Origin of the sequence: uncultured Martelella sp. (assembly GCF_963677965.2) — a bacterium.
Classification (GTDB): Bacteria; Pseudomonadota; Alphaproteobacteria; order Rhizobiales; family Rhizobiaceae; genus Martelella; species Martelella mangrovi.
On sequence record NZ_CAXXFM010000001.1, the window covers coordinates 3,368,958 to 3,383,610 of the forward strand.

The 14,653-nt window shown below is 60.9% G+C and carries 14 protein-coding genes; 8 read left to right on the top strand and 6 right to left on the bottom strand.

Going from position 1 to position 14,653, the window contains the following annotated elements; translation table 11 throughout:
• Positions 1-38 precede the first annotated feature (38 nt).
• From ACHZCU_RS15670 to ruvB, 3 genes are read left to right on the top strand one after another with little or no spacing between them, the layout of a single operon-like run.
• Complete coding sequence (locus tag ACHZCU_RS15670; protein ID WP_319519497.1) at positions 39-299, top strand: type II toxin-antitoxin system PrlF family antitoxin; 261 nt, start codon at positions 39-41, stop codon at positions 297-299.
• Positions 296-694 carry a PIN domain-containing protein gene (locus ACHZCU_RS15675; protein WP_106301620.1) on the top strand — a complete coding sequence of 133 codons (399 nt, stop codon included), beginning with the start codon at positions 296-298 and terminating at the stop codon, positions 692-694. Before ACHZCU_RS15670 ends, ACHZCU_RS15675 begins: the two co-directional genes overlap by 4 nt.
• Positions 691-1,725 carry a Holliday junction branch migration DNA helicase RuvB gene (gene ruvB / locus ACHZCU_RS15680; RefSeq protein WP_319519498.1) on the top strand — a complete coding sequence of 345 codons (1,035 nt, stop codon included), beginning with the start codon at positions 691-693 and terminating at the stop codon, positions 1,723-1,725. Before ACHZCU_RS15675 ends, ruvB begins: the two co-directional genes overlap by 4 nt.
• A gap of 34 nt (positions 1,726-1,759) precedes the next feature.
• Here the strand turns inward: ruvB and ACHZCU_RS15685 are convergent, their stop codons facing one another.
• A complete protein-coding gene (locus tag ACHZCU_RS15685) occupies positions 1,760-2,662 on the bottom strand; it encodes an AraC family transcriptional regulator (protein WP_319519499.1) in 903 nt (300 codons plus the stop codon).
• Between ACHZCU_RS15685 and ACHZCU_RS15690 the strand changes: the two genes are divergently transcribed.
• Entirely contained in the window at positions 2,661-3,068 is a 408-nt protein-coding gene (locus tag ACHZCU_RS15690) for a DUF2000 family protein (protein ID WP_319519500.1), read from the top strand. The two genes, ACHZCU_RS15685 and ACHZCU_RS15690, sit on opposite strands and share 2 nt — an antisense overlap.
• Positions 3,069-3,073: 5 nt before the next feature.
• Here the strand turns inward: ACHZCU_RS15690 and rnd are convergent, their stop codons facing one another.
• Positions 3,074-4,219: a ribonuclease D gene (rnd, locus tag ACHZCU_RS15695; protein WP_106301608.1), complete on the bottom strand. Its 1,146-nt coding sequence runs from the start codon at positions 4,217-4,219 to the stop codon at positions 3,074-3,076.
• A gap of 275 nt (positions 4,220-4,494) precedes the next feature.
• Between rnd and aspS the strand changes: the two genes are divergently transcribed.
• On the top strand, positions 4,495-6,294 hold the full coding sequence (gene aspS, locus ACHZCU_RS15700) for an aspartate--tRNA ligase (RefSeq protein ID WP_106302168.1): 1,800 nt from the start codon (positions 4,495-4,497) through the stop codon (positions 6,292-6,294).
• 97 nt (positions 6,295-6,391) lie between these two features.
• Here aspS and ACHZCU_RS15705 read toward each other — a convergent pair whose 3' ends face one another.
• Positions 6,392-7,633: a hypothetical protein gene (locus ACHZCU_RS15705; protein ID WP_319519501.1), complete on the bottom strand. Its 1,242-nt coding sequence runs from the start codon at positions 7,631-7,633 to the stop codon at positions 6,392-6,394.
• Between the two features lie 206 nt (positions 7,634-7,839).
• On the opposite strand from ACHZCU_RS15705, the gene parC reads away from it, so the two are divergent.
• A complete protein-coding gene (gene parC, locus ACHZCU_RS15710; RefSeq protein WP_319519502.1) occupies positions 7,840-10,119 on the top strand; it encodes a DNA topoisomerase IV subunit A in 2,280 nt (759 codons plus the stop codon).
• A gap of 176 nt (positions 10,120-10,295) precedes the next feature.
• Entirely contained in the window at positions 10,296-10,766 is a 471-nt protein-coding gene (locus ACHZCU_RS15715) for a heme-degrading domain-containing protein (RefSeq protein ID WP_319519503.1), read from the top strand.
• 9 nt (positions 10,767-10,775) lie between these two features.
• Here ACHZCU_RS15715 and ACHZCU_RS15720 read toward each other — a convergent pair whose 3' ends face one another.
• The 3 genes from ACHZCU_RS15720 to ACHZCU_RS15730 form a co-directional block, all read right to left on the bottom strand.
• Entirely contained in the window at positions 10,776-11,264 is a 489-nt protein-coding gene (locus tag ACHZCU_RS15720; protein WP_319519504.1) for a GNAT family N-acetyltransferase, read from the bottom strand.
• A gap of 66 nt (positions 11,265-11,330) precedes the next feature.
• On the bottom strand, positions 11,331-12,749 hold the full coding sequence (gene tldD, locus ACHZCU_RS15725) for a metalloprotease TldD (RefSeq protein ID WP_319519505.1): 1,419 nt from the start codon (positions 12,747-12,749) through the stop codon (positions 11,331-11,333).
• 58 nt (positions 12,750-12,807) lie between these two features.
• Positions 12,808-13,401, bottom strand: coding sequence for an invasion associated locus B family protein (locus ACHZCU_RS15730; protein ID WP_319519506.1), 594 nt, complete (start codon positions 13,399-13,401; stop codon positions 12,808-12,810).
• Between the two features lie 351 nt (positions 13,402-13,752).
• Here ACHZCU_RS15730 and coxB point away from each other — a divergent pair, with 351 nt between their 5' ends.
• Entirely contained in the window at positions 13,753-14,643 is an 891-nt protein-coding gene (coxB, locus tag ACHZCU_RS15735; RefSeq protein ID WP_319519507.1) for a cytochrome c oxidase subunit II, read from the top strand.
• The last annotated feature ends 10 nt before the right edge of the window (positions 14,644-14,653 follow it).

The following is a 14,653-nucleotide window of genomic DNA, read 5'->3' on the forward strand; positions in this document are numbered from 1 at the left end:
GTTCCCTTACTTTTTTAGTCTTGTAAGGAGATCAGGCCGTGAGTGTCTTTTACGGAACAATGACCTCTAAGGGGCAGACAACGGTTCCCGCCGAAATAAGGGTAATGCTCAATCTCAGCCCGGGCGACCGGATCCGTTATGTGGTGCGTGATGGAGAGATCATCATGAAGGCCAAAAACAAAAAGGCCATTGATCTGAAAGGTCGGTTTCATGATCCTGACCGGGAGACAATCACGTCCGAAGACATGAAGGATATCATCGGGAAAGCCATTGCCGATCACGTGGCCGAGCGTTCATGATCGGGCTTGATACAAATGTCCTGTTGCGGTTGGTGTTGCAGGATGACGAGAAGCAGTCGGCTGCGGTGAACGAACTTTTCCGTGCGTTGCCGCAAAAGGGTCCCGGGTTTATCAACTGCATCACGCTGATGGAATTTGCCTGGTTTCTGCGCAAACGGCTGGCTGTTTCGCGCCCGGAGGTGGCCTCTGCCATTGGTGATCTTCTCGAAGCAGGCGATATTGAACTGGAGGATGAGCGCTTGGTTGAAACCGCCCTCGATCTGATGCGACGCACCAATGCGGAATTCGCCGACATTCTTATCGCGCTCAGAAACGAACAGGCGGGATGCCGTGTCACGATGACACTGGACAGGGCCGCTGCGGCTGTAATTCCGGGAATGGAAATCTTGAAATGAGCGAAGCTGAACGCCTGATATCGCCCGAGTCCCGTGCCGAGGACATCGATGCTGCCATGCGGCCGCAGACGCTGGATGATTTTACCGGCCAGGCGGAGGCGCGGGCCAATCTGAAAATCTTCATCGAGGCAGCCAAACGGCGCGGCGAGGCGCTCGACCATGTTCTGTTCGTCGGCCCGCCAGGGCTGGGCAAGACCACGCTAGCGCAGATCATGGCCAAGGAGCTCGGCGTCAATTTCCGCGCCACATCCGGCCCGGTGATTGCCAAGGCCGGGGATCTGGCCGCACTCTTGACCAATCTGGAAGAGCGCGACGTTCTGTTTATCGACGAAATTCACCGGCTGAACCCGGCTGTGGAGGAAATCCTCTATCCGGCGATGGAGGATTTTCAGCTCGACCTGATCATCGGCGAGGGGCCGGCTGCGCGCTCGGTCAAGATCGACCTGTCGAAGTTCACGCTTGTGGCCGCCACCACCCGGCTCGGCCTGCTGACGACCCCGCTGAGGGACCGGTTCGGCATTCCTGTGCGGCTGAATTTCTACACGGTCGAGGAACTGGAATCGATCATTCGCCGCGGTGCGCGGCTCATGGGCCTTGGCATGAGCGATGACGGTGCGCGCGAGATTGCCCGGCGCGCCCGCGGCACGCCGCGGATCGCCGGCAGGCTGCTGCGCCGTGTGCGCGATTTCGCCGAGGTCGCGGATGCAAACGAGGTGTCTCGGGCCATCGCCGATGAAGCGCTGACACGGCTTGAGGTCGACCATATGGGTTTCGACCAGCTCGACCGGCGCTATCTGACCATGATCTGCCAGCATTTCGGCGGCGGCCCGGTCGGCATCGAAACCATCGCGGCGGGGCTTTCGGAGCCGCGCGACGCGATCGAGGATATTATCGAACCCTATATGATCCAGCAGGGTTTCATTCAGCGCACCCCGCGCGGCCGGGTGATGACGGCGACCGCCTGGAAACATCTCGGCCTCAACCCGCCGAAGGAAATCGACCAGTTCCGGCTGTTTGACGAGGGCGAGTGAGCCTTTCATCCCGGCACTGCGGCGTTGTGAAGCTTTAACGCGGGTGTGCGGTCGTCAGCGCCTGAAACCGTCCGGGCGTCATGCCGTAGGTCTTTCTGAAATGCCGGGTCATGTGGCTCTGGTCCGCAAAGCCGGCGGAAAGCGCGGCCGCCGCCAGCGTCTCGCCGCTGGCAATCAGTGCCTTTGTCCGTTGCAGCCGCCGCTGCACCAGAAAGCGGTGCGGACTGGTGCCGAAAGCCGCGCGGAACTGCCGCGAAAGCGAAAACCGGTCGAGGCCGCTAAGGGCTTCAAGCGTTTCCGAGCCGATATTGGTCTCAACACTTTCGGCAAGATAGTCCCGGCAGCGCAGAAGCGCCTTTCGCGCAAGCGGTCCGCGTGTGCCTTGCGCGCCGGCATCGCCAAGGCGCAGCAGGTGGCCGGCGATTTCCGCCGTCAGGTCGTCACGCTTCAATTCGCCCATTTCGCTATCGAGTTCGCCAAGCGCTTCCGTCAGGCTTGAACGTAGGCCGGGATCATCCACCACAGGCGCCTGCACGAAAGGCAGGCTGCGAAACCGCGACATGTTTTCAAGTGCGGCGCTGATCCTGTCCGGGCTGATATAGAGCATCCGATAGATGAGCCCGTCCTCTCCGCCGGCGCCGCCGTCATGCAATTCGTCCGGCGACAGGATGATCAACCGACCGGGCGTCGAAAAACGCGCCGCGCCGCGATACGAAAATGTCTGGACCCCGGCGATCGTCAGTCCGAGCGCATAGGTGTCGTGGCGGTGTGGTGAGAAAACATTGCCGGAAAACCGGGCTTCGATCCGCTCGATCCCGTCTTCGGCCGGTGCGGTGACAATCGCGTCGCGTCTGCACGAACGTTCAAGATCGTCCTCCGTCTGCCGCGCTAGGGTGGCGGCCGATCCATCAAATCCCATTCCGGAGTTTGCATTCATGTTCGACACCAAATTCGTCATCATCGTGCGCGACGATCTTGCCGTCTGGCAAAAGCTCAACGTCACCGCCTTCCTGTCTTCCGGCATTGCCGCGTCTCAGGAGGGACTGATGGGCGAAGATTACAGGGATCGCGACGGCAATGTCTATTTTCCCCTCTGTGTGCAGCCGATCATCGTGCTTGGCGGCGATCAGGCGACGCTTTCGAAGGCGCTGAAGCGTTCGCTCGAACGGGAAGTGCCGGCCGCACTTTACCTGGAAGAGATGTTCGCAACCGGCCATGATGCCGAAAACCGTGCTGTTTTCGCCAAATTCGCGCCCGACGATGCCAAGGTTGTCGGCATTGCCTTTCGCGCGGACAAGAAGATCGCCGACAAGATTTCCAAGGGTGCGAAAATGCACCCCTGATGTTCTCAGACGTCGATCATTTCCACCTTCTTGTCGACAAAGCGCAGCGCGACCTCGCCTTTCAGCAATTGCAGCGCCGGTTCGCCGTAAAGCTTGCGGCGCCAGCCCTTCATCGCTTCCACATCGGCGTCTTCGCCTTCGGCGGCGATCCGGTCGAGATCGTCGGATGAGGCGATCACCCGGGCGGCGACCTGGTTCTGCTCGGCGACGATCTTGAGCAGGACCTTCAACAGCTCGGCGGCAGCGGCTGCGCCGTCGGGCAATTGCGGCTGGCGGGGAATACGCGGAAGATCGGCTTTCGGAATCTGCAGCGCCGTCTCAACGGCCTCCAGCAGGCCGGCGGCAGCATGCGAGCGTTCCCACCCCTTCGGGATCATCCGCAGTTTTGCAAGCGCTTCCGGTTCGGTCGGGTGCTGCTGGGCAATTTCGTAAACAGCGTCGTCCTTCAGCACGCGGCGGCGGGGCACGTTGCGTTCCCGGGCGGTGTGTTCGCGCCAGGTGGCAACCGCCTGCATCACCGCGAAATCGAGCGGTTTCTTGACCCTCAGCTTCAGCCGCGTCCAGGCCTGTTCGGGCGGCAGGTCATAGGTGGCCGGCGTCTCCAGGATCGCCATTTCCTCGTCAACCCAGTCGGTGCGGCCCTCGCGCGAAAGTTCGTCTCTCAGCTTCAGATAGACGTCGCGGAGATGGGTCACGTCGGCCAGCGCGTAGGAAAGCTGCTTGTCGTTGAGCGGGCGCGCGCGCCAGTCGGTAAAGCGCGAGGACTTGTCGATATGGGCGCCGGTCAGCCGCGAGACCAGTTGGTCATAGGAAATCGAATCGCCGAAGCCGCAGACCATCGCGGCCACCTGCGTGTCGAACAGCGGCGCGGGCAAAAGCCCGCCCATGTGGTAGACGATTTCCAGATCCTGGCGGGCGGCGTGAAACACCTTGACCACGGACGGGTCGGCCATCAGGTCGAAAAACGGCTTCAGGTCGATGCCTTTCGCCAGCGGATCCACGAGCACTTCAACATCGGGACTTGCCATCTGGATCAGGCAGAGTTCCGGCCAGAACGTGCTTTCGCGAATGAATTCCGTATCGACGGTGACAAATTCGGATTTGGCGAGCTTGGCGCAGGCCTCTTCAAGAGCGGAAGTGGTTTCGATCATAAGGTCATATCGGTCGTTTGGTTTCGACATCTTTCCTTGGCCTTTGGGGCGGTGATGTCAAGGCGCGGAAGAAAAACCGGCAGGGAAAAGCCTGTTCGGAGGGATCGCAATGGCGGTAAAGCTTGCTGTTGACCGCCTGATGTGGTTTAGCAGCCTGCAAACGGGCTTTGCCTTGACAAAGAGGGCCTGCCATGCGCTTTTCCGCCGGAATTCACCGCGAAGTCCGGCGCGGATATCCGCCTGCCTGCCTTCCAAACCCTTTTACGGATAAGAATATGCATCGCTACCGCAGCCATTCCTGTGCCGCCCTCAACAAGTCCGACGTTGGCCAGACTGTCCGCCTTTCCGGCTGGGTCCACCGCGTGCGCGACCACGGCGGCCTGCTCTTCATCGACCTGCGCGACCACTACGGCATGACCCAGGTTGTTGCCGACCCGGACTCCAATGCCTTTTCCACTGCGGAAAAGGTTCGCGGCGAATGGGTGATTCGCGTCGACGGCAAGGTGCGCGCGCGCACCGACGAGACGGTGAACCCGAACATGGCAACCGGCGAGATCGAACTTTACGCCGAGGAAATCGAGGTTCTGTCTGCAGCCAAGGAACTGCCGCTGCCGGTGTTCGGCGAGCCGGAATATCCCGAAGACCTGCGTCTGAAATACCGCTTCCTCGATCTGCGCCGCGAAACGCTGCACGCCAATATCGTCAAGCGCACGCAGATCATTGCCGAAATGCGCAAGCAGATGGCGGATGCTGGCTTTACCGAATATTCGACGCCGATCCTGACGGCCTCCTCGCCGGAAGGCGCGCGCGACTTTCTGGTCCCGAGCCGCATCCATCAGGGCAAGTTCTACGCCCTGCCGCAGGCGCCGCAGCAGTACAAGCAGTTGCTGATGGCCTCCGGTTTCGACCGCTATTTCCAGATCGCCCCCTGCTTCCGCGACGAGGACCCGCGCGCCGACCGCCTGCCGGGCGAATTCTACCAGCTCGACCTGGAAATGAGCTTTGTCGAACAGAACGACATTCTGTCGACCATGGAGCCGGTGCTGCGCGACGTCTTCAAGGCGTTTGCAGACGGCAAGCCGGTGACCGAGGAATTCCCGCGCATTCCCTACGATGTGGCGATGCGCAAATATGGCTCCGACAAGCCGGATCTGAGAAACCCGATCGAGATGGAAGCCGTGACCGAGCATTTCGACGGCTCGGGCTTCAAGGTGTTTGCCGGCATGATCGCCAAGGACCCCAAGGTCGAAGTCTGGGCCATTCCGGCCAAGACCGGCGGTTCGCGCGCCTTCTGCGACCGGATGAACTCCTGGGCGCAGGGTCAGGGGCAGCCGGGTCTCGGATATATCTTCTGGCGCAAGGAAGGCGAGGACCTCACCGGCGCCGGTCCGCTGGCCAAGAATATCGGCCCCGAGCGTACCGACGCGATCCGTCAGCAGCTTGGGCTTGACGAGGGCGACGCCTGCTTCTTCGTTGCCGGCCGTCCGGACCAGTTCGCCCGCTTTGCCGGCGAAGCCCGCACCCGTGTGGGCGATGAACTCGGCCTGACTGACAAGGACCGTTACGCGCTGTGCTGGATTGTCGATTTCCCGTTCTACGAATGGAACGAGGATGAAAAGAAGATCGACTTTGCCCATAACCCCTTCTCCATGCCGCAGGGCGGTATGGACGCGCTGAAGGCGGCCGATGGCGACGAAGGCCTGCTGGCGCTGAAAGCCTATCAGTACGACATGGTCTGCAACGGCTTTGAAATCGCCTCCGGCGGTATCCGTAACCATATCCCGGAAACCATGGTCGAAGCCTTCGGTCATGTCGGCCTTGGCGCGGAAGTGGTCGAGGAGCGCTTCGGCGGCCTTTACCGCGCCTTCCAGTACGGCGTTCCGCCCCATGGCGGCATGGCGGCCGGTATCGACCGTATCGTGATGCTGCTCGTCGGTGCGAAGAACCTGCGCGAGGTCACGCTGTTCCCGATGAACCAGCAGGCCCAGGACCTGCTGATGTCGGCGCCTGCCGAAGCCGGCGCGGCGCAGCTGCGCGAGCTTGGCCTGCGCATCCTGCCGCAGAAGAAAGACTGAGGCATTCATCCCGTTCATTGAAAAGCCCCGGCGATCAGGATCGCCGGGGCTTTTTTGTCAATGAAAGTGGAGGGGCGAACCGCGCCGGTAAGGGCGCTTATTCGTTCGCCGTGACCTGCAGGTTCAAAAGCTGCGGGATCGACTGCGGGGCAGCCGCACCGGCCATGATGACGGCGAGAACTGGCATCTGCATTTGCGGTTTGATGCTGATCTTGAAGGTCTGCGGGTCGGCGAAATAGGTGCCGACGGCCGTTGTCACCATGTCTGCAAGGCCCGGAACGTTCATCGCATTCAGGCTTGTGCCGAGATCGACTTCGATCTTGTCGGCCATCTCTTCGGCGATCATGCCTTCCTGTTCGGCCGCATATTGCAGCACCCGCGTGGTGATGGAATCGTCTGCAAAGCTGATCGCGAATTCGGAGATGCCTATCTTCTGGCCAATCTCGAGAAGCTGCGCCTGATAGGGATTTACGGCTTCTTCGTCACCTTCGCTTGCTTCCATCGCATCCGCATCGGGCATTTCGGCGGAAAGCTGCCGCAGGGTCTCGACGGTATCGAGCGTCAGGCCGGTCATGGTGAAATTGATCGCCAGCGTGCCGACGTCCTCGACTGCAATATCATAGGTCAGAATATCCAGATCGCCGGACTGGGAATCCCATACGCCGCTGAAGGTTGCGCTGGAATGCGTTTCCATCAGATCAAGCGCTGTCAGGGCATCGCGCACATCGTCTTCCATGTCGTCGATGTTCGAAAGGTCGAGCGTGACGCCGGAGACATCGCCACGGAAGCTTGCCGTGCCGTTCTCTTCGTCGAAGCGCTGCGTGCCGGTTGCATTGTCGATGGCCAGTACCCGGTGGCCCTCGGTCGTCACCGTGATGTCGCCGACCTCGGTGTTGCCGGCATAGCTCCAGCCGGCAAAGGCGCTCGCATCCGGCGTCGCCGGCACTGCGATGTCGCTCTGGACCAGCGAGCCGACATTGATTTCCAGATCCTCACCGGTAAAGACCATGTCTGCGGCGGAAACCCGATCGATCGAATAGCTGCCGTCCTCGTTCTCCGTCACGCCTTCGAAGTCGAGCGTCATCGGTTCGGCCTGCTTCAGTCCGCCGAGTGTTTCATCGGCTTCGGGCGCGATGCTGTAGACCACGCCGGTGACCGTGAGGTCGCCGTTGTCGCCCTCCTCGACATCGTCATAGGTGAAGGTGACGTCTCCCTGCGCCTTTGACGCGGCGTTGAGCTTTGCAAGCATATCCTGCGCATCGAGGGCGAAGGCGGGCGCGGACGTTGCTGCCAGAAAGCTGCCGGCGAGAAGGAGGTGGCGGAAAGGCGCTTTGCGCATAAGGGGCTCCCGGTATCTGTTCCGATTCTGGTTCAAGTTATTCGGCATATAAGACAGAATTGCAATCTTGCCACCATGACGTTGGTGTCAACCTTGTGTCCGATGCGCGTCACTCGCGCCATTTTGAGCACGAGACCCCCGTGTTTTCAGGGGATTGGCCGCCCATGCGGCTTGCGGGAGAAGGTTGCATCCTCTAACAAAGCGCCATGGGAAACGAAATCATTCCGCCGGATGACGGCGACAACCACATCGATGCCGTGGACCTGCGCAAGGCGCTGGAAGAACGCTACCTCGCCTATGCGTTGTCGACGATCATGCACCGCGCGTTGCCGGATGTGCGCGACGGGCTGAAACCCGTTCATCGCCGTATCATTCACGGCATGAGCGAGATCGGCGTGCGCCCGGGGTCCGCTTACAAGAAATGCGCCCGTATCGTCGGCGATGTCATGGGTAAGTTCCACCCCCATGGCGACGCCTCGATCTATGACGCGCTGGTGCGCCTGTCGCAGAGCTTTGCCCAGCGCTATCCCATGGTCGACGGCCAGGGCAATTTCGGCAATATCGACGGTGATAGCGCTGCGGCCATGCGCTACACCGAGGCGCGCATGACCGATGTGGCGGCGCTGATGCTGGAAGGCATCGGCGAGGACGCCGTCGACTTTCGTCCGACCTATAACGAGGAGGACGAAGAGCCGGTGGTCATGCCCGGCGCATTTCCCAACCTGCTCGCAAACGGTTCGACCGGCATCGCCGTCGGCATGGCGACTGCCATTCCTCCGCACAATGCCCACGAGTTGTGCGAGGCTGCGATCCATCTGATCAAGCATCCCGACGCCACCGTCGAGGACCTGTTGACGCTGCCCGGCGCCGACGGGCCGAAGGCGAACATGATCCAGGGGCCGGATTTTCCCACCGGCGGCATCATCGTCGAGGATTTCGACTCCATGGTCGAAACCTACAGGACCGGGCGCGGCGGCTTTCGGGTGCGCGCGCGCTGGGAAAAGGAAGACCTCGGGCGCGGCAATTACCAGATCGTCGTCACCGAAATTCCCTATGGCGTGCAGAAATCGCGGCTGATCGAGAAGATCGCCGAGCTGCTGATCGCCCGCCGTCTGCCGCTTCTGGAAGATATCCAGGATGAATCGGCCGAAGATATCCGCGTTGTGCTGGTGCCGAAATCGCGCGCCGTCGACCCGGCGCTGCTGATGGAATCGCTGTTCAAGCTCACCGATCTTGAGAGCCGTTTTTCGATGAACATGAACGTGCTCTCCCAAGGCAAGGTGCCGAAGGTGATGGGCCTTGTCGATGTTCTCACCGAATGGCTCGGCCATCGTCGTGAGGTGCTGCAGCGCCGCTCGCGCCATCGTCTGGCGGCGATCGACCGGCGGCTGGAAATCCTCGGCGGCCTTCTGGTCGCCTATCTCAACCTCGACGAGGTGATCAGGATCATCCGCGAGGAAGACGAGCCCAAACAGGTGATGATCGCGCGTTTCGAGATCACCGATGTGCAGGCGGAAGCCATCCTCAACATGCGGCTGCGCGCCTTGCGCAAGCTCGAGGAAATCGAGATCCGCAAGGAGTTCGACGCGCTGACGGCGGAAAAGGCCGGTATCGAAGCGCTGCTCGCTTCCGAAGACAAGCAGTGGCAGACGGTCGGTTGGGAAATCGGCGAGGTCAAGAAGACCTTCGCCAAGGCGACCGAACTCGGCCGCCGCCGCTCCACTTTCGATCATGCGCCCGATACCGATATCGAAGCCATCCAGCAGGCGATGATCGAGAAGGAACCGGTCACGATCGTGATCTCGGAAAAAGGCTGGGTGCGGGCGCTGAAGGGCCATGTCGAAACCTCCGGCCTGTCGTTCAAGGACGGCGACAGCCTGAAGCTTTCATTCCCGGCGCAAACCACCGACAAGCTGTTGATCGTTACCACAGGCGGCAAGGCCTATACGCTTGGTGCGGACAAGCTGCCGGGCGGACGCGGCCATGGCGAGCCCTTGCGCATCATGGTGGATATCGAGGCCGAACAGGATGTCGTCACCGCGTTTGTACATGAGCCGGGCCGCAAGCTCCTGATCGCATCGACCGCCGGCAATGGCTTTGTCGTGGATGAGGACGCGATGGTCGCCAACACCCGCAAGGGCAAGCAGGTGATGAACGTGTCGATGCCGGTGGAGGTGAAACTGTTGACGCCCGCTGCCGGCGATCATGTCGCCGCCATCGGTGAAAACCGCAAGCTTCTGGTCTTCCCGCTGTCGCAGGTCGCCGAGATGACGCGCGGCAAGGGCGTGCGCCTGCAGCGCTACAAGGATGGTGGTCTTTCGGATGCCAAGTGCTTTGCGCTGGAAGACGGCCTCACCTGGACCGACAGCGCCGGCCGTACCCATACCCGTAACGTCGATGAACTGATGGAATGGCGCGGCGACCGCGCCATGGCCGGCAGGATCGCGCCCAAGGGGTTCCCTAGGAACGGCACGTTCCGGGGGTAGGGGAAAGCTTGCATTTCGGCCGGCCATCCATTGAACCGCAAGGCCGGTCATGGCTATGTTGCGGGCGGGTGTTACAGTTCAAGACAGGTGCGCTCGCCGCATTCGGGCGGGCGGTTCGACCATAGCTTTCTGATTTCACTCAATGACATTTTAATCGGACGCCAGCGGAGGCAGGAATGAGTGATATCAGCGACAGCGAAAAGGAAGTGGCGGCCCAGGAAGAGCGGCTGGTGTTCAAGACCTTCAGCGAGAGTGACGCCTGGGATCTCGGCCAGCGGCTGGTCGGTCGGGCGCTGGCGCATGAAGCGCCGGTCGTCATCAATATCCGCACGCCGAACCGCACGCTGTTTCATGCCGCCCTGCCGGGCTCTGCGCCGGATAACGACATGTGGGCGCGGCGCAAATCCAACGTCGTCTTTCATTTTCATCACGCATCTTATGCAATCGAGCTTGCGCACAAGCGCAAGGGCCGCACGATCGGTCCCGAAATCGGCCTCGATATCAAGGATTTCGCAGATCATGGCGGCAGTTTTCCCGTCCGTATCAAGGATACCGGCGTGTTTGCCGCCATCACCGTTTCCGGCCTTGCGAGCGCGGATGATCACGGCCTGATCGTGGCGGTTCTGGACGAGATGCTGACCGCCTGACCTCTTGTTCTAGGCTCCGGTCGGTGTCGTCGGCCGGTTAGGGACTGGGCAGGGCTTTTGCATCAGGATCAGCGGATGCGGCAGGCCATTGTCATCGGTTTCCCGGCGGCGGACCCCGCAAAAGCCGTGGCGGCGGTAAAACGCGACGGCGCGATGATTGGCGGCATAGACTTCGAGCGCGAGTTTCCCCTTCAGGGCGAAAGCGTGATCGAGCAGCATGCTGCCAATACCCGCGCCCTGGCTTTCAGGCGCCACGAACAGGCCGCCGATGAACTGATCCATCAGCCCGATGAAGCCGATGGGGCCGTTGTCGTCAGCCGCCACCCAGGTTTCTGTCTGCGGCAGATATTTTTCGGCAATTTCCTGGCGTTGCCGGACAAGCAGGTCCTCCGGCAAAAAGGGATGGGAAAGGCGCGAGGCGGCATACCAGATTTCGGTCAGCCGCCGGTTGTCATCCGCCTCGAAGGGACGGATGACAATGTGATGCTCGTTTTTCACGGTGCTCGACATTCCGGGTACGCAATACATGGCACCCATGAAAAACAGACAGCGGTAAAGAAACCGCTAAGCCTGCGTGCCGCCGACGGTGACCTGATCCAGCCTGAGATGCGGCTGGCCGACGCCGACCGGCACCCATTGGCCGGCCTTGCCGCAATTGCCAATGCCGTTGTCGAGCGCAAGATCATTGCCGACCATCGAAACCCGCTTCATGGCATCCGGGCCGTTGCCGATCAGCGTTGCACCCTTGATCGGCGCACCGATCTTTCCGTTTTCGATCATGTAGGCTTCGGTGCAGGAGAACACGAACTGGCCGGAGGTGATATCCACCTGACCACCACCGAAGGTGACGGCGTAGATGCCCTTCTTGACCGAGCCGATGATCTCTTCCTTGGTCTTGTCGCCGTTGAGCATATAGGTGTTGGTCATGCGCGGCATCGGCAGGTCCGAATAGGACTGACGCCGCCCGTTGCCGGTGGGCGCAACGCCCATCAGCCGGGCGTTGAGGCGGTCCTGCATATAACCGGTCAGCCTTCCGTTCTCGATCAGGACATTATAGTTCGACGGCGTGCCCTCGTCATCGATGGAGATCGAACCGCGCCGGTTTTCAATCGTGCCGTCGTCGACAATGGTGACGCCGGGGGCGGCAACCATCTCGCCGACCAGGCCGGAAAAGGCCGAAAGCCCCTTGCGGTTGAAATCGCCTTCCAGTCCGTGGCCGACGGCTTCGTGGATCATCACGCCCGGCCAGCCATTGCCGAGCACCACATCCATGGTGCCGGCCGGCGCTTCGATGGCTTCCAGATTGACGAAGGCCTTGCGCAAGGCTTCATCGGCGCCTGTCTGCCAGTCCTGCCGCGCGAAAAGATCGCTGAAACTCTGCCGTCCGCCAATGCCGAAGGAGCCGGTTTCCAGCCGGTCTCCATCGCCGACGACGACCGAGATGTTCAGCCGCGTCATCGGGCGCACATCGCCGACCCGGTAGCCGTCGCCCCGCAGGATATCCACCACCTGATGGCTGGCGGCAAGCGAGGCGGAAACCTGACGCACACGCGGATCGCGCGCCCGCAGATAGGCGTCGATTTCGCCGAGAAGCTTGACCTTTTCCTCGAAACTCGGCGCCCCGATGGGGTTTTCGTCGGAATAGAGCCTTGTATTGGTGCCGCGGGGCGGCTCGGCATGGACGCCGGTGTGCCCGTGGGTCACGGCCTTGGTCGTGGAAGCGGCGCGCTTGAGCGCGGCAAGCGACAGCTCCCCGGCATGGGCAAAGCCGCTGGCTTCGCCCGCCACCGCGCGCAGGCCGAAGCCGTGGCCGGTGTTGAACGCGCCGCTCTTCAGCCTGCCGTCATCGAAGCTCAGCGATTCGCTCTGGCTGTATTCGACATAAAGCTCGCCGTCATCGGCGTCGTGGAGCGTATCGGAAACGATGTCGCGGATCGTGGTTTCGTCTGCGTCGAAATGGCTGATCAGGTCGCGGTCCGTCATTCTGGCTGTCGTCCTTTTTCTTGTCCTGAGGCCTATATAGGAAGTGTCAGGGGCAATATCAGGGCAGGGCGTCGAAGCCTTCGCCAAAGCCGGAGAGGTCCACCGGAATGCCGATCGTGTCCTGATCGATGGAAAAATTCAGCGTGAATACGGCCTCTTTGCCGGCGCGCAGGATATTCATAAGGTCGTCGTCGATATCGACCTCGACATAGCAGCCATCGAGATAGCAGCGTGAAAACGAGGCTTTTCCGATATTCACGCCATCAACAAAAAGCCCCATGCCTTCGGGCAGGAACACGCCGAGAGGGGACAGGATGCGCAGCAGCGTCGCCTGCCGGTCAGCCGTCTTCAGCACCGCGATCGAAAGGCCGATTTCCGGGCGGTCGTCGGCGATCACGTTTTGCATCAGGGCGCATTGTTCCAGCGTGGCGCCAGGCGGCTGGTCGCAGATCATCGACCATGCGCCGTGGTTTTCGCGCACCATCGTCGGGTCCTGCTCGCTGCCCATCTGCGGACCGTCACCGGCCTGCGGCGCGGTGTTCTCCTGGGCATTGGCCGGGATGACGGCAAGCGCTGTCAACGCGGCTGCAAGCACCAGTCTTGCCGCAGCGGGCTTTGCGCTCGACAGCATGTTTAGAGGAAAAGAGGGCATGGGCGGGAATCCTGCATGAACTGAAACGTGAATTTTCCGAAGTGGTTGTGCAGGTTTCAAAAGCAATTTTCAACGCCCGACAGGCGCTGTCGGCAAAACCCGGTGGGAAACAGCGGAATATATTAGGTTTGCATGAGACAATTTGACGCTTCAAATCGCCAAATGCTATGGCATAATTGTGACTGAGGGAGAAAACAGGCACACCAACTGTAAAGCGCGGCGCAAACAGGGAGTGCGTCGACGTGAACAGGTGTTATCATGACCACAGTGCGCTTCAGGTCTTATGGGCATATAGCGCAGTTGAAAAAGGTCCGGTTTGACCACGGTCAAACGATGGAGGGAGAATTCAACGTGATGAACAAGACCAGAGCATGCCTGACAGCTTTTCTCTGTCTTGCGGGCTTTGGCAGCGCCTTTGCCGCGCAGCCTCAGCCATGGGAAACGGGCATGCAGCCGGCGGCCTCGCCGATCATGCATCAGATACGCTGGTTCGAGCAGTATACGCTCTGGTTTATCGTGCCGATCGTGCTTCTCGTCCTGGCGCTGCTGATCACCGTGATGGTGCGCTTCCGGGCGTCGAAAAATCCCGAGGCCTCGCGCACCAGCCACAACACCGTCATCGAAGTGGTGTGGACCGTTGCGCCGGTGCTGATCCTGCTTTTCCTGGCAGTGCCGTCGTTCAATCTGCTGACGGCCCAGCTGACCATGCCGGAAGACCCGAAGCTGACGGTCAAGGCAACGGCGACGCAATGGCTGTGGACCTATGATTACCCGGAAATCGAGGATGGCGCGATTTCCTATTCCTCCTACATGCTGACCGACGATCAGCGCGCCGAATACGGCAAGGAAGACAAGGCCGTCTATCCGCGCCTTCTGGCCGTCGACAACGAAATGGTGGTGCCGGTGGGGGAAACGGTGCGCCTGCTCGTGACCGCCGCGCCCACGGACGTGATCCATTCCTTCGCCATGCCGTCTTTCGGCATCAAGGTTGATGCCGTTCCCGGACGCCTGAACGAGACCTGGTTCAAGGCTGATGCGGAAGGCATCTATTACGGCCAGTGTTCCGAACTCTGCGGCAAGGATCATGCCTTCATGCCGATTGCGATCCGCGCCGTTTCGGCCGAACAGTTCGCCACCTGGCAAGCATCGGCTGCAAGTGATGTGGAAGCCGCCAATCAGGCGCTGATGGCCAGCATCGACAATGCGAAGCAGGACGCCGTTCTGCTGGCAGACAAAGACTAAAAGGGGGAGG

Coding starts and splice junctions, on each gene's coding strand:
- ACHZCU_RS15675 (WP_106301620.1), top strand. CDS start 296: ATGATCGGGCTTGATACAAATGTCCTGTTGCGGTTGGTGTTGCAGGAT.
- ruvB (WP_319519498.1), top strand. CDS start 691: ATGAGCGAAGCTGAACGCCTGATATCGCCCGAGTCCCGTGCCGAGGAC.
- ACHZCU_RS15690 (WP_319519500.1), top strand. CDS start 2,661: ATGTTCGACACCAAATTCGTCATCATCGTGCGCGACGATCTTGCCGTC.
- ACHZCU_RS15685 (WP_319519499.1), bottom strand. CDS start 2,662: ATGAATGCAAACTCCGGAATGGGATTTGATGGATCGGCCGCCACCCTA.
- rnd (WP_106301608.1), bottom strand. CDS start 4,219: ATGATCGAAACCACTTCCGCTCTTGAAGAGGCCTGCGCCAAGCTCGCC.
- aspS (WP_106302168.1), top strand. CDS start 4,495: ATGCATCGCTACCGCAGCCATTCCTGTGCCGCCCTCAACAAGTCCGAC.
- ACHZCU_RS15705 (WP_319519501.1), bottom strand. CDS start 7,633: ATGCGCAAAGCGCCTTTCCGCCACCTCCTTCTCGCCGGCAGCTTTCTG.
- parC (WP_319519502.1), top strand. CDS start 7,840: ATGGGAAACGAAATCATTCCGCCGGATGACGGCGACAACCACATCGAT.
- ACHZCU_RS15715 (WP_319519503.1), top strand. CDS start 10,296: ATGAGTGATATCAGCGACAGCGAAAAGGAAGTGGCGGCCCAGGAAGAG.
- tldD (WP_319519505.1), bottom strand. CDS start 12,749: ATGACGGACCGCGACCTGATCAGCCATTTCGACGCAGACGAAACCACG.
- ACHZCU_RS15730 (WP_319519506.1), bottom strand. CDS start 13,401: ATGCCCTCTTTTCCTCTAAACATGCTGTCGAGCGCAAAGCCCGCTGCG.